Here is a 14119-nt window from a genome sequence, read left to right as displayed (position 1 = left end):
GGCCTGTTGCAGGGCGGCCTTGCGGCCACGCAGCGCTTACTTGCTGCCGGTACCCGAGTTGCGGGTGGAGGAGGTCGGCTTGCGACGGGCGGTGGTGGCGCGGGCACGCGGCTCCTTGCCCTGCATCTCCTTGTGGCGCTTGACGGCGCGACGGATCTGAGCGGCCTGCTTGTGACGACTGGTTTTGCCATCCTGCTGCAGATCGACCTTGGACTCGGTCTCGTTGGGCAGGTTGACCAGGCCACGCAGGTAGTTCACCTCGGGCAGTTTGAGCTCCTGCCAGCCACCGCGCGGGATGCCGCGATCCAGCTGCACGTCGCCGTAGCGAATGCGCATCAGGCGGCTCACCTGCACTTCCTGGGATTCCCACAGGCGGCGCACTTCACGGTTGCGACCTTCAGTCAGGGTGACGTTGAACCACTGGTTCAGACCCTCGCCGCCGGCCGGCTTGATCTTGTTGAACTTGGCCATGCCGTCTTCCAGCTGCACGCCCTTGCGCAGGCGCTGCAGCATGGCTTCGGTGATCTCGCCAAAGACCCGCACCGCGTATTCCCGCTCCACTTCGTGGCTCGGGTGCATCAGCCGGTTGGCTAGCTCACCGTCGGTGGTGAACAGCAAGAGACCTGAGGTGTTGACGTCGAGGCGGCCGACCGCGATCCAGCGGGCCCCTTCCATCTTGGGCAGACGATCAAACACGGTGGGACGACCTTCCGGATCGTGACGGGTACACATCTCCCCTTCCGGCTTGTGGTAAGCCAGCACGCGGCAGATCACTTCCTCTGCGGCACGGGTCTTGATCTGGTGACCATCCACCCGGATCACGGCGTTCACTTCGACGCGATCCCCCAGTGTGGCGACCTTGCCATCCACACTGACCCGACCTGCGGTGATCAGGGCCTCCATCTCACGACGGGAGCCGTGACCCGCGCGGGCCAACACTTTTTGCAGTTTTTCACTCATCGGGGTTACCTGATTGTTGATCGCTGCCCGCAGCTGCCAATGTCAGCGTGGACAACGAGGGTTGCAGTTCGGGATCCAGCTCGGGGAGCTGCTCCAGACTCTGCAGATTAAAATAATCCAGAAATTCTCGGGTGGTGGCGAGCAGCTCGGGGCGGCCCACCACCTCCTTGTGACCGATGCTGCGCACCCAGCCACGTTCTTTCAGGGTATTCACTATCTGGCTCGAGACCGCCACCCCGCGGATGGCTTCGATCTCGGCCCGGGTGATGGGCTGACGATAGGCGATCAGCGTCAGCGTCTCCATCACGGCGCGCGAATAACGGGGAGCCCGCTCGCTCCAGAGCCTGGAGAGCTCCTCGGCGTACTCCTGGCGGGCCTGAAAGCGCCAGCCGGAGGCGACCTCCTTGAGCTCCACCCCCCGTTCGCTGTAATCCTGTCTGAGCTCCGCCAACAACAGCTGGACGTAGCGGCTGGTGACCGGGTAGTCCGCCAGAACGCTGCTCTTGAGCTCGCTGACGTTGAGCGGGCGTCCAGCGACGAACAGCGCCGCCTCGATCAGCGTCTTGAGTCGTTCAGCCGGCAGCGCCATGGTCCGCTCCTCGCAACATCGGGCTCTTCAACCGTTCAGTGGGCAGCGCCACGCTCGCTCTCCTCATGCTGGCCGGCCAGGGCAAAGTGGATCGGCCCCAGCGGTTCCGCCTGCAGGATCCAGATCAGCTGCTCTTTGCACAGCTCCAGCAACGCCAGAAACGTCACCAACACCCCCATGCGCCCCTCTTCGGCGCGCAGCACCCGATCCAGGCGCAGGGTCTGGCCCAGCGAGAGCATGGCAAGGATCTCCGCCATGCGCACCCGGGTCGGGATCTGCTCACGGCGGATCTGGTGATGTTCAAAATGAGTCGCGCGTTTTACCACACTTTGCATGTAAAGGGCGAGCTCAACCAGCGAAACATCGGGCGTCAACGGTTTGAGATCGCCAAAATCCGGCGGCAGCGCGGTGGCGATGAAGATCTCCCGCTCCAGCCGCGGCAACTCGTTGACCCGCTCCGCCCCCACCTTGTAGCGCTCGTACTCCTGCAGCCGGCGAATGAGGGTAACGCGGGGGTCTTCCCCCTCCTCCTCATCTTCCAGCTCCGGCGCCTTGGGCAGCAGCAGACGGGATTTTATCTCCGCCAGCCAGGCCGCCATCAGCAGGTATTCGGCCGCCAGCTCCAGATTGAGGCCCTGCATCAGCTCCACGTACTCCATGTACTGGGCGGTGATCTGCAGGATCGGCAGGTTGAGGATGTCCAGTTGCTGGCGCCGAATGAGGTAGAGCAACAGATCGAGCGGCCCCTCGAAGGTATCGAGAAACACCTCCAGCGCATCGGGCGGGATGAATAAATCCTGGGGCAGCTCGTGATAGGGCTGCCCCAGCACCCGGGCGATGGGAGACGGGACGGCCTGGGGGGGAGCGGCCTCCCCCGCCGCGCTCGCCACCTTCTCGCCCGTCATGGGCGTGGTCGTCACCGGCACAGGATCGGCAGTATCACTCAAACGGAGTCGGGTCCCCGGCACCACGCCGACGCAGCACCGGCTCGTCATCGGAGAAGTCCACCACGGTAGTGGGCTGCTCGCCCAGATAACCACCGTTGACCACCAGATCCAGCTGTTTGCCCAGCTTGTCGAAGATCTCCTCCGGGTCGAACTCCGCCATGTCCGATTCCGGCAGGATCAGGGTGGTGGAGAGCAGCGGCTCGCCGAGCGCTTCCAGCAGCGCCTGGGCAATCTTGTTGTCCGGCACCCGGATGCCGATGGTCTTCTTCTTCTCGTTCATCAGGCGACGCGGCACCTCCTTGGTGGCCTTGAAGATGAAGGTGTAGGGGCCGGGGGTGTTGTTCTTGATCAGGCGAAACGCCGTGTTGTCCACCTTGGCATAGGTGGAGATCTCGGAGAGATCGCGACACACCAGGGTGAAATCGTGATTGGGATCGATGCGGCGGATGCGGCAGATGCGCTCCAGCGCGCCCTTGTCGCCCATCTGGCAACCCAGCGCATAGCCCGAGTCGGTGGGATAGACGATGACGCCGCCGTTCTGAATGATCTGTACCGCCTGGCTGATCAGACGGGCCTGGGGGTTTTCCGGATGTACGTAAAAGTGCTGACTCATGACTCGTTCTCGCAATGGGGGCGGCAATGCCTGCCCGCTTGATGGCCGTGGAGCCAGGCTCCACGACACTACCTTAATCTGTTTGACGCCCGCCGGCGCCTATCAACGGCTGGCCAGCAGGGCGGCGTGCTGCTCGGCGCTCAGGCCGAAGTGGCCGGGATGGGCCAGCCAGAGCGGCATCCCCTCCTTGGGCAACCAGAGGTGGCGCCCCAGCTCGGTCCAGTTGGAGGGGAAGTGAAAATCCGATCCTACCGAGATGTAGAGGTCGTGCTCCTTGGCCCACTGGCCGAGATTCGCCCGCTCCTGCGGGCTCTGCTGGGGCAGCGAGACCTCCATGGCATCGCCACCGGCTGCCTTGAAGGCCACCAGCAGCCGCTTGATCCACTTGGCGGTGAGATCGTAACGGCTCGGGTGGGCCAGCACCGCCAGCCCGCCAGCGGCGTGAATGGCGTTGATCGCCTCGCCCATCTCGGGCCACTCGGCCGGAGCATAGCCCTTGTTGCCCCGGCTCAGGTACTTTTTGAAGACCTTCTGCATGGTATCGGCCACCCCGCGCGCCATCAGCACCCGGGCGAAGTGGGCCCGGGTCACGGCGGCGTCGCCAGCCAGCTGCTTGGCCTCTTCATAGGTGCCAGGGAGCTGGCACTTCTCCAGACGACGCCCTATTTCCTGGGCGCGCGCCTCACGACGGGCCAGCTGGCCGGCCAGAAACGCCACCAGCTGCGGATTTTTTTCATCCACCCCCAGCGCCACGATATGAATTTCGTGATGCTCCCAGCCGGTGGAGATCTCGACCCCGCTCACCAGCCGCAGCGGCAGTTGCTCGGCGGCGATGGTGCGGCGCACCTCATCAAGCCCGGCAAGGGTGTCGTGGTCAGTAACTGCTAACACCTCGACCCCTTGTTCGGCGGCGCGGCGCACCAGTTCGGCGGGGCTCAGCACGCCATCCGAGGCCGTGGTATGGCAGTGTAGATCGAATCTCATCAGATTATTCCGCTCTCGTGGTCAGGTCACCATGGGTACACATTCGGTGAAAGAAGGCTAAAAAGCGACTTGACTTGGCCGCGGCTTTATCGTTTTCTGTAGGCACTTCATTGCAAACATCTTTTTACAGGACTTTATCATGCAAACGACTTCCATCCTGACCATCTGGTGGTGGCACACTCCCTGACATGCGGGCGTGTGGTCGTTGCTGTACCTGTAAATCTGACAGCAAATAAAGAACCCAAAGAAAAAGCCCGCTGACCCCAGCGGGCTTTTTTATTATCCGGCAAATGGACCTGTGATGAAACCGAGAATTCAGACAAGCAACCTGACCTGGCGATGGCGCCCCTGAACCAGCCACCCCAGACCCATTAAATTTTCAAGGAATTCAACGTCATGAACATCGGTAAACAGCATCACACGCAAGGGAACGCACTATGACAGCCAGCCATCGCCTTCCTCTGGGTGAATTCGATACCCTCACCCTCAACGCCCCCTATGTGGCCGATCCGCTGGCACTCTACAGCGAGCTTTGCCAGGGTCGCCCCAACAACCTGCTGCTGGAATCGGTCGAGATCGACTCCAAGGCCGGCAAACAGAGCCTGCTGCTGGTGGACGCCTGCCTGCGCATCGAGTGCCGTGGCCGCACCGTGCGGGTGCGCAGCCTCAACGACAACGGCGCCCAGCTGCAGAGCCTGCTGGCCGAGCGCCTGCCTGTGGTGGTGGCTCGCTCGCTGGTAGACGGCGAGCTGCAGCTCGACTTCCCGGCCTCCGATCGGGAGCAGGACGAAGACAGCCGCCTCAAGGGGATCAGCGTGCTGGACGTGCTGCGCACCCTGCAGCGGGAGCTCGATTGTCAGCTTGGCAAAGAGGCCCTGTTTATAGCCGGCAGCTTCGCCTACGACCTCATCGCCTCCTTTGAAGATCTGCCCGACGTGCCACAGGGGAGCAACGACTGCCCCGACTACTGCTTCTACGTGGCCGAGACCCTGATCACCATCGACCACATCGCGCGCTCCACTGCGCTGCTCGCCTGCATCTTCGGCGGTGACAGCGACGAAAGCCGGGTGGAAGACAGATACAACCGCCTGAGCGAGCGCCTCGCCCAGTTCAAGCACGCCTGCCAGCAAGCCCCCGCGCAGGCTCCGGCCACCCCGACCCTCGCCGGCGGCATGAGCGTGGACAAGAGCGACAAGCAGTTCTGCGCCGAGGTGGAGAAGCTCAAGGGCTTTATCCGCCGCGGCGACATCTTCCAGGTGGTGCCGTCCCGCTGCTTCTCCCTGCCCTGCCCCAGCCCCGTCGCCGCCTATCGCCGCCTCAAACAGACCAACCCCAGCCCCTACATGTTCTATGTGCAGGATGAGGGCTTCACCCTGTTTGGAGCCTCGCCGGAGAGCGCGGTGAAATTCTGCGCCACCAGCCGCGACGTGGAGATGTACCCCATCGCCGGCACCCGCCGCCGCGGCTTCAACCCCGATGGCAGCATCAACCGGGATCTCGACGGCCGCATCGAGCTGGAACTGCGTCAAGACGAAAAAGAGGTGGCCGAACACCTGATGCTGGTGGATCTGGGCCGCAACGATATCGCCCGCATCTCGGAGCCCGGTACCCGCTACGTCAAGGAGCTGCTGAAAGTGGATCGCTACAGCCACGTGATGCACTTGGTCTCCAAGGTGGTCGGCACCTTGCGCGCCGACCTTGACGCCCTGCACGCCTATCAGGCCTGCATGAACATGGGCACCCTCACCGGCGCCCCCAAGATCCGCGCCAGCGAGCTGATTCGCATGGTGGAAGGCAAGCGCCGCGGCAGCTACGGCGGCGCGGTCGGCTACATCAACGGCGCCGGCGAGATGGATACCTGCATCGTGATCCGCTCCGCTTTTGTCAAAGAGGGCGTGGCCCACGTGCAGGCCGGCGCCGGGGTGGTCTATGACTCCAAACCCCAGGCCGAGGCGGACGAAACCCGCGCCAAGGCGGCCGCCGTGCTGGCCGCCATTGCAGCCAGCCATGGCACCTCCCTGCAAGCCCTGAGCGCCCAGCAGGAGCAACATAAGGACGTGAGCCATGACTAACATCTTCCTGCTCGATAACTTCGATTCGTTTACCTACAACCTCGTCGATCAGTTCCGCTCCCTCGGCTATCCGGTGCGGATCTACCGCAACAGCCTGCCGGCGAGCCGCATCATGAGCGAAATCGCCGCCTGCGAAGGGGATGCCGTGCTGGTGCTCTCGCCGGGGCCGGGCGCCCCCCACGAGGCGGGTTGCCTCATCGACCTCATCAAGCTGGCCCGTGGTCAGGTGCCCATCCTCGGTATCTGTCTCGGCCATCAGGCCCTGTGCGAAGCCTACGGCGGCACCGTCGGCGCCGCGGGCGAGATCGTCCACGGCAAGCGTTCGCTGATTGAGCACAACGGCCACGGCGCCTTCGCGGGGCTGCAAAGCCCCTTGCCGGTGGCCCGCTACCACTCGCTGGTCGCCACTTATGTACCGGAAGAGCTGACGGTGATTGCCCACTATCAGGGCATGCCCATGGCCATCGAGCAGCAGGATGAGCGGGTGCTGGGCTTCCAGTTCCACCCGGAATCCATCATGACCTCGGAAGGGGCCCGTCTGCTGACCCAGGCGCTCGCCCATATCACCCGTCCAGAAAGCAGTGTGCGGTAAGGAGACCAACATGCATCATCATCTCAACACCCTCTATCAGGGTCAGTCTCTGAGCCGTGAAAGTACCCGCGACGCCTTCGGCCAGGTGGTACGTGGCGAAGTGGACCCCATCGTGCTCGCCAGTCTCCTGACCGCCCTCAAGATCAAGGGGGAGACCCCGGAGGAGATCGCTGGCGCCGCCGAGGCCCTCTTGGCAGAAGCGCGCGACTTCCCGCGTCCGGACTATGAATTTTGCGACATCGTCGGCACCGGTGGCGATGGCCTCAACACCATCAACGTCTCCACCACCTCGGCGCTGGTCGCCGCCGCCTGCGGCCTGAAAGTGGCCAAGCACGGCAACCGCTCGGTCTCGAGCAAGTCGGGTTCGAGCGATCTGCTGGACAAAATGGGCATCAAGCTCGACATGAGCCCGGCGCAGGCGCGCCGCTGTCTGGACGAGCTCGGCATCTGCTTCCTGTTCGCCCCCCAGTACCACGCCGGGGTGCGCCACGCCATGCCGGTGCGCCAGGCCCTCAAGACCCGCACCCTGTTCAACGTGCTGGGGCCGCTTATCAACCCCGCCCGCCCCACCTATCAGCTGATGGGGGTCTATGCCCCCGAGCTGGTGCGCCCCATCGCCGAAACCCTGCTGGCACTGGGGCTGAAAACCGGTATGGTGGTGCACGGTGCCGGGCTGGATGAAATTGCCATCCACGGCCCGACCCAGGTGGCCCAGATCCGTGACGGCGAGATCCGCGAGTTTCTGTTAACCCCGGCTGACTTTGGCCTAGAGACCTACCCGGTCAGCGCCATTCAGGGCGGTGAGCCTGAAGAGAACCGCGCCATCACCGCCGCCATTCTGGAAGGGCGTGGTACCCCGGCCCACAACGCAGCCATCGCCGCCAACGTGGCGCCGCTGCTGCTGATGGCAGGCAAGGCAAAGGATCTCAAGAGCGCCGCGGCCCAGGTGCTGGCGGTACTGGCGAGCGGCAAGGCTGCGGATCTGGCCGCCCGGCTCGCCACTTTAAGCCATCAGGACGCGGGTCATCAGGAGGCATGATGTCAGCCACCATGTTGCACAGCAGTCATTCAGAATGCCCACAGGGCAAGAGCCAGTTTCGCAAGGATAACGAGATGTCAGACCTTATTGCCCCCCATGCTTTTCTGAACATGGCCTCCATCAGCCAGACCATTCTCGGCAAGATCGTGGCGACCAAACAGGAGTGGGTCGCCGCCCGCAAACTGGCCCAGCCGCTGGAGAGCTTCCAGAGCACGCTGACCCCCAGCGATCGGGATTTCGTCGGGGCACTCAAGGCGGGCTCCACCCGCTTTATTCTGGAGTGCAAGAAGGCCTCCCCCTCCAAGGGCTTGATCCGCGACGATTTCAGCCCGGAGGCAATCGCCGACATCTATGGCAAATACGCCACCGCCATCTCGGTGCTGACCGACGAGAAGTTCTTTCAGGGGGATTTTGCCTTCCTGCCGCGGGTGCGCAGCCGCGTCAGCCAGCCGGTGCTCTGCAAGGATTTCATGATTGACCCCTATCAGGTCTATCTGGCCCGCCACTATCAGGCGGACGCCATCCTCTTGATGCTCTCGGTGCTCACCGACGAGGGCTATCGCGCCCTGTTCGCGGTGGCCAAAGCGCTGGGTCTTGGCGTGCTCACCGAGGTGAGCAACGAAGAAGAGCTGACCCGCGCCATCGCCCTTGGCGCGCCGGTGATTGGCATCAACAACCGGGATCTGCGCGACTTGAGCGTCGATCTCGCCCGCACCAAACAGCTGGCCAAAGATATTCCGAGCGATCGGGTGGTGATCAGCGAGTCCGGCATCAACCACCGCGCCCAGGTGGCGGATCTGCGCCACCACGCCAAGGGCTTTCTGGTGGGCTCATCCCTGATGGCCGAGCCGGATCTGGAGGCGGCGGTGCGCAAGCTGGTACTGGGCCAGAACAAGGTGTGCGGCCTGACCCGCGCCGAAGACGCCGCTGCGGCCCATCAGGCAGGCGCGGTATTCGGGGGTCTTATCTTTGTGGCCAAAAGCCCGCGCTACGTGGACATCCCCGCCGCCCGCGCCGTGATGGCGGGCGCGCCGCTCGCCTATGTGGGGGTATTTCGTAACGCCCAGCCCGCCACCCTCGTCAAGACGGTGGAGGCGCTCGGGCTCTCCGCAGTGCAGCTGCACGGGGATGAAGATGCCGCCTATATCGAGGGGCTGCGGGCGCTGCTGCCGGCTGGCTGCCAGATCTGGAAGGCAGTTGGAGTCACAAGTGGTGAGCCGCTGCCCGCCCTCGACTACCCGGCCGATCGCCTGCTGCTGGATACGAAAGTCGGCAGCCAGAGCGGCGGCACCGGTCAGGCGTTCGACTGGGCCCTGCTGGCCAATCTCGATAAAGCCAAGCTGATGCTGGCGGGCGGCCTCAATCCCGACAACGCCCTGCAGGCGGCGCAAGTGGGCTGCCTCGGCCTTGATTTCAACTCCGGGGTAGAGAGTGCCCCGGGCCAGAAGGATGCGCACAAGCTGGCGGCCGCGTTTGCTGCCCTGCGCCAACTGTGAGCGCGCCCTGTGAGGCCGCCACTGAATCACTGTTTCGTAATTGATATTCCGTTTTCGACTCAAGGTATAAGGAAGAAACCATGACCCTGCTCAACCCGTTTTTTGGTGAATTTGGCGGCATGTACGTGCCCCAGATCCTCATCCCCGCCCTGCTCCAGCTGGAAAAGGCCTTCGTCGATGCCAAGGATGATCCGGCCTTTATCGCCGAGTTTCAGACCCTGCTGACCGAGTATGCCGGTCGCCCGACCCCGCTCACCCTGACTCGCAATCTGACCAAGGACACCAAGACCCGCCTCTATCTGAAGCGTGAAGACCTGCTGCACGGCGGCGCCCACAAGACCAACCAGGTGCTGGGTCAGGCGCTGCTGGCCAAGCGGATGGGCAAGAAAGAGATCATCGCCGAGACCGGTGCCGGTCAGCACGGTGTGGCCACTGCACTGGCCTGCGCCCTGCTCGGCCTCAAGTGCCGGGTCTATATGGGTGCCAAGGATTGCGAGCGCCAGAAACCGAACGTATTTCGCATGAAGCTGATGGGCGCCACCGTCATTCCGGTGCACTCCGGCTCCAGTACCCTGAAAGATGCCTGCAACGAGGCGCTGCGCGACTGGGCCGCCAACTACGAGTCGGCCCACTACCTGCTCGGCACCGCCGCCGGCCCACACCCCTTCCCCACTATCGTGCGGGAGTTCCAGAAGATGATCGGCGAAGAGGCCAAGGCCCAGTGCTTCGAGAAGGAGGAGCGACTGCCCGATGCGGTGATCGCCTGCGTCGGCGGTGGGTCGAACGCCATCGGCATGTTTGCCGACTTTATCGATGAGCCATCAGTGCGTCTCATCGGCGTCGAGCCGGGTGGTCACGGCATCGAGAGTGGCGAGCACGGCGCGCCGCTGGGTCACGGCAGCAAGGGAGTCTTCTTTGGCATGCACTCCTACCTGATGCAGGACAATCAGGGGCAAATTCAGGAGTCCTACTCCGTCTCGGCGGGGCTGGATTTCCCCTCCGTTGGCCCGCAGCATGCCCATCTGGCCGCCATCGGCCGCGCCGAGTACCCCTCGGTGACCGACAAGGAGGCGCTGGACGCCTTCCAGGAGCTGGCCAAATCCGAAGGCATCATCCCGGCGCTGGAGTCCTCCCACGCACTGGCCCACGCCCTCAAGATGGCCCGCAGTGAACCGGAAAAAGAACAGGTGCTCATCGTCAACCTCTCCGGCCGTGGCGACAAAGATATCTTCACCGTTGCCGACATCTTTGAAAAAGAAGGAACCTTGTCATGAACCGTTACGCACAACTCTTCTCCCGTCTGGACGCGGCCAATCAGGGCGCCTTTGTGCCGTTCGTGATGCTGGGTGACCCCACCCCCGAATTATCACTGGCCATCGTCGATGCGCTGGTCGCAGGGGGCGCCGATGCCCTCGAGCTCGGCATTCCCTTCTCCGATCCGGTGGCGGACGGCCCCACCATTCAGGGCGCCGCTCTGCGGGCCTTTGCCAGCCACACCACCCCGGATGACTGTTTCGAACTGCTCGGCCGCATCCGCGCCAAGTACCCGCAGCTGCCCATTGGCCTCTTGGTCTACGCCAACCTGGTCTATGTGCGCAAAATCGACGGCTTCTACGAGAAGTGCCAGCAGGCAGGCGTGGATTCGGTGCTGGTGGCCGACGTGCCGGTGCAGATGTGCGAACCCTACAAGGCGGCCGCCGACAAGTTCGGTATCGACAGCATCTTTATCGCCCCGCCCAATGGCGACGCCGAGACCCTGAAACAGGTGGCGGAGCTCGGCAATGGTTACACCTATCTGGTGAGCCGCGCCGGCGTCACCGGCGCCGAGACCAAGGCCGGCATGCCGGTGGAGGGGCTGATCAACACATTGCGCGAGTTCAAGGCGCCCCCCGCCCTGCTCGGTTTTGGCATCAGCGAACCGGCTCAGGTACGTGAAGCGATCGCCGCTGGCGCCGCCGGTGCCATCTCCGGCTCCGCCGTGGTGAAGATCATCGAGACCCACCACCAGAATCCGGAGCATATGCTCACTCGTCTGAAAGAGTTTGTGGAAGGGATGAAGGCCGCGACCAATCGATAAGGGACGGCATGGGTCACATGCCATTGACTATGTTTGCAAAAAGGGAGCCTGATAGGCTCCCTTTTGTTATCTGGCGTCAGGGGTTGGCTTCTCTGTAGGTCTGATTAGCGAAGCGTAATCAGACGTTCGCGATCCGGGCGGAGTTAATCCGAACGCCCGAGGCAGCGGTGAGCCCCTTGATGCGGCTTCGCCGCATGGGACACGAGGGCTCTGCCCTCGACGGGGTTTCGCCCGCCCTTCGGGCCTGGGCGAGTGACTTTTCTTTGCGTGGCCAAAGAAAAGTCACCAAAAGAAAGGCCACCCCCACTTATTCGCCCGACTGACGTCGGATACCTTCGGCTCACCCTCTTGTCCAACGACACGCGCCGATGGGCCGTCCATGGCCCAGCGCCGCTCGCTCGGCATCCTGCCTCGCGGCCTGGACAAGAGGACTCGCCTCAGCGAACAAGAGGGGGATCAACACCATGCCAGCCCACAGCTCCGTCTAACAGCAGATATGCTCCCTCTCCCCCTGGGAGAGGGTTGGGGTGAAGGAAATCTACTGCAACCCAACTTGCTCGCGTTGAACACTACTGATGACTAATTTATTGATCCAACACAGATTCCCGCCAAAACACGCTTCTCAACGCACCACCCTCCCCCTTAAGATACCCGAATGACAATCAACCTCTCGGAAGAACGCCATGACAGCGATTGTTGCAATCTCGCAGGTTAACAGTAGCGAACTGGGGGCTGTCACTCAGGGGCGGTAGCGTGGTTTTTTTGTAGGTTGGCGTGTAGCATAGCGAAGCCCAATAGGCGAGTATTATTGCGCCAATCAGTTCGGGACCAACAAGGATGCAACAATCCGTAAAACAAATTTTCAGATATATTCGCGGTCAACTTTGTGCTTCACTTCATTCAGCACCAACCTACGATTTTTAGATCAACATTCGAGATGTGGCAAAAAATACTTTGTTCAGGAAAGCCATAGATTTAATTTCCCTTGGGTAGACACCTAACTAGTGGTCAAATCGCTCGCTTCGCCCACTAGGAGCATCCAAAAGCTTCGCTTTTGTACGCCCCTTAATCAAACTTTAGAGCCTAGGACATAACTTTGACAGGCATCGAAATAAAAGACATCACAATCATAATTAGCGGCCTTATAACTGCTGTATCGACATTACTTGCAGTCGTCATCACAAATCTTTTCAATTTAAAGCTATCAAAATCCAATTCTGAGACGCAAGCAAAGCAGAAATATGCCGAGCAGCGAATTATAAAAATAGAAGAAACGTATCTTTTATTTGAAAAATGGGAAGTCAATTTCTCCAACATTTATCTGCATCATTTACGCTGTTATTCAGGAAAGCTAAATTACAACCAAGTATTAGAGCTGACCAATAAATGTGATCTCATGGCGCCTGGTGAAGCTCAAAAACTAAAGATGCTTATCTGGGTCCACTTCCCAGAGTTAGAAGAAAACTATAAAGAAGTTGACCTAGCCCGAAGCAAAATTGCAAAGTTCTTATGCGACCCAGAGAAAAGCAAATTACGCGCAAAAGACTTTGTCATTGCTCAGGAAGCTTTTGAAGCCACGTGCTACAAATTTAAAAAAGAAATTGGTTCCTTAGCGCACAGAAATTAACAGCAGCATGGCTCTAACAAATGGTTAAAATCTCTCGCTTTACTCCTAGGAACCGGTTAAAGCTGGCCCCTTAACCAAACGTTAAGCGCAGAGATAGTTTAGGAAAATAGATAATGAGAGAGTTAATCCAACGGATTGGTGAGATGGAAAACTGTAAGGTATTGCCACCTTCAGGCATTCCTGACATAGATATTCCAAGTGATTTAAAAGAATTTTATTCACTCTGCGGTGGTGTAATTCTATTTGAAGCATGTGACTACTGGTTTAAGATCTCGTCACCAGAAGAACTAATCCCTGCGAATCCATATTTATTGCCTGAAGAATATGAGAAAGACATACCCAAGGATGATATTTCTAATAATTTCTATATCATCGCAAGAAATGGCCCTGAACAAGCAATAAGCATAAATCTGGGGGATTCTCAATTTGGCTACTGTTACGATAGCTTCTGGGAACTCCATGCAACAAGTGAATCCTCCATAATTGCATACAGTTTCACATTTCTCTTGAATAGCTTGATCAAAAGTAAAGGTTCTTATCCTTATTGGCTCAATTCAAATTTTGTTAGTTTGGGGCACTTATATGACTAGGCGCTTTACAAGGGCCAGTAAACGGCAGGGCCACACCAAGTAGCATACTGACAAACGGGTTGAGGCCGGGAACATGTGCCCACAACCAAAAGTACCAAATTTTCGGACACACACCTTTCTGAGCAAGATTTTCATAGCCAGAATACAAAGAGATGGGCGTCCTAATATTTATAGATAGAGGAATAGTTTTGGGTAAGAAACGCAATATAAATAAGTCAACCAACCGTAGCCTACAGAATAAATCTCAGAAACAAACCACTAAAACAATTTTAAAAAAACGAGTTTTATCCATTGGTGCTTTTAGCCTTTTAATAGCGTTTTCAAGTGCATTATACCCCCCTGTGACAGACTTTATTTCTGGTAGGTTTGGGGGGCATTTGAGCCTCGGCGTGCTTAACGCTAAAGTACCTGAAAGTGAACCCATATATGTATTTTTTTCTACACCAGACAAAGAACGGGTAAGCGGATTAAATGGTTGATCTTACCTTTGCATGAGAGTGAGGCAAACCGGCATCTCATCGGATTATCTGGTT

General features: G+C 59.9%; 14 protein-coding genes. 9 read left to right on the top strand and 5 right to left on the bottom strand.

The features are described 5' to 3' along the window. Positions 1-36: 36 nt before the first annotated feature. From rluB to rnm, 5 genes are all read right to left on the bottom strand, one after another. Positions 37-960 carry a 23S rRNA pseudouridine(2605) synthase RluB gene (rluB, locus tag PG899_RS21150; RefSeq protein ID WP_011706718.1) on the bottom strand — a complete coding sequence of 308 codons (924 nt, stop codon included), beginning with the start codon at positions 958-960 and terminating at the stop codon, positions 37-39. After that, on the bottom strand, positions 953-1549 hold the full coding sequence (scpB, locus tag PG899_RS21145; RefSeq protein WP_011706719.1) for an SMC-Scp complex subunit ScpB: 597 nt from the start codon (positions 1547-1549) through the stop codon (positions 953-955). The genes rluB and scpB overlap by 8 nt, the downstream gene beginning before the upstream one ends. Positions 1550-1584: 35 nt before the next feature. Further along, positions 1585-2544, bottom strand: coding sequence for a segregation and condensation protein A (locus tag PG899_RS21140; RefSeq protein WP_270697637.1), 960 nt, complete (start codon positions 2542-2544; stop codon positions 1585-1587). Beyond that, positions 2489-3109: an L-threonylcarbamoyladenylate synthase gene (locus PG899_RS21135; protein WP_016351379.1), complete on the bottom strand. Its 621-nt coding sequence runs from the start codon at positions 3107-3109 to the stop codon at positions 2489-2491. The genes PG899_RS21140 and PG899_RS21135 overlap by 56 nt, the downstream gene beginning before the upstream one ends. A 102-nt stretch (positions 3110-3211) precedes the next feature. After that, positions 3212-4093 (bottom strand): RNase RNM, encoded by an 882-nt coding sequence (rnm, locus tag PG899_RS21130; protein WP_045789377.1) that lies wholly within the window; start codon positions 4091-4093, stop codon positions 3212-3214. Between the two features lie 437 nt (positions 4094-4530). Here rnm and PG899_RS21125 point away from each other — a divergent pair, with 437 nt between their 5' ends. From PG899_RS21125 to PG899_RS21085, 9 genes are all read left to right on the top strand, one after another. Next, positions 4531-6165 (top strand): anthranilate synthase component 1, encoded by a 1635-nt coding sequence (locus PG899_RS21125; protein WP_045789376.1) that lies wholly within the window; start codon positions 4531-4533, stop codon positions 6163-6165. Further along, on the top strand, positions 6158-6757 hold the full coding sequence (locus tag PG899_RS21120) for an aminodeoxychorismate/anthranilate synthase component II (protein WP_016351382.1): 600 nt from the start codon (positions 6158-6160) through the stop codon (positions 6755-6757). Before PG899_RS21125 ends, PG899_RS21120 begins: the two co-directional genes overlap by 8 nt. Positions 6758-6767: 10 nt before the next feature. Then, the gene (trpD, locus tag PG899_RS21115; RefSeq protein ID WP_016351383.1) at positions 6768-7796 is read left to right on the top strand and encodes an anthranilate phosphoribosyltransferase; all 1029 of its coding nucleotides are present in this window, start codon (positions 6768-6770) and stop codon (positions 7794-7796) included. Then, positions 7796-9292: a bifunctional indole-3-glycerol-phosphate synthase TrpC/phosphoribosylanthranilate isomerase TrpF gene (gene trpCF / locus PG899_RS21110; RefSeq protein ID WP_016351384.1), complete on the top strand. Its 1497-nt coding sequence runs from the start codon at positions 7796-7798 to the stop codon at positions 9290-9292. Before trpD ends, trpCF begins: the two co-directional genes overlap by 1 nt. 80 nt (positions 9293-9372) lie before the next feature. Then, positions 9373-10566: a tryptophan synthase subunit beta gene (gene trpB, locus PG899_RS21105; RefSeq protein WP_016351385.1), complete on the top strand. Its 1194-nt coding sequence runs from the start codon at positions 9373-9375 to the stop codon at positions 10564-10566. Further along, positions 10563-11369 carry a tryptophan synthase subunit alpha gene (gene trpA, locus PG899_RS21100; protein ID WP_016351386.1) on the top strand — a complete coding sequence of 269 codons (807 nt, stop codon included), beginning with the start codon at positions 10563-10565 and terminating at the stop codon, positions 11367-11369. The genes trpB and trpA overlap by 4 nt, the downstream gene beginning before the upstream one ends. A gap of 1096 nt (positions 11370-12465) precedes the next feature. After that, on the top strand, positions 12466-12996 hold the full coding sequence (locus tag PG899_RS21095; protein ID WP_045789375.1) for a hypothetical protein: 531 nt from the start codon (positions 12466-12468) through the stop codon (positions 12994-12996). Between the two features lie 113 nt (positions 12997-13109). Beyond that, on the top strand, positions 13110-13586 hold the full coding sequence (locus PG899_RS21090; RefSeq protein ID WP_075384293.1) for an SMI1/KNR4 family protein: 477 nt from the start codon (positions 13110-13112) through the stop codon (positions 13584-13586). 188 nt (positions 13587-13774) lie between these two features. Next, a complete protein-coding gene (locus tag PG899_RS21085; RefSeq protein ID WP_270697632.1) occupies positions 13775-14065 on the top strand; it encodes a hypothetical protein in 291 nt (96 codons plus the stop codon). Positions 14066-14119 lie beyond the last annotated feature (54 nt).

It is taken from the genome of Aeromonas sp. QDB39, assembly GCF_027707585.1.
Classification (GTDB): Bacteria; Pseudomonadota; Gammaproteobacteria; order Enterobacterales; family Aeromonadaceae; genus Aeromonas; species Aeromonas hydrophila.
The sequence above is the reverse complement of the archived record's forward strand: the minus strand, read 5'-3'. Positions and strand labels throughout refer to the sequence as shown.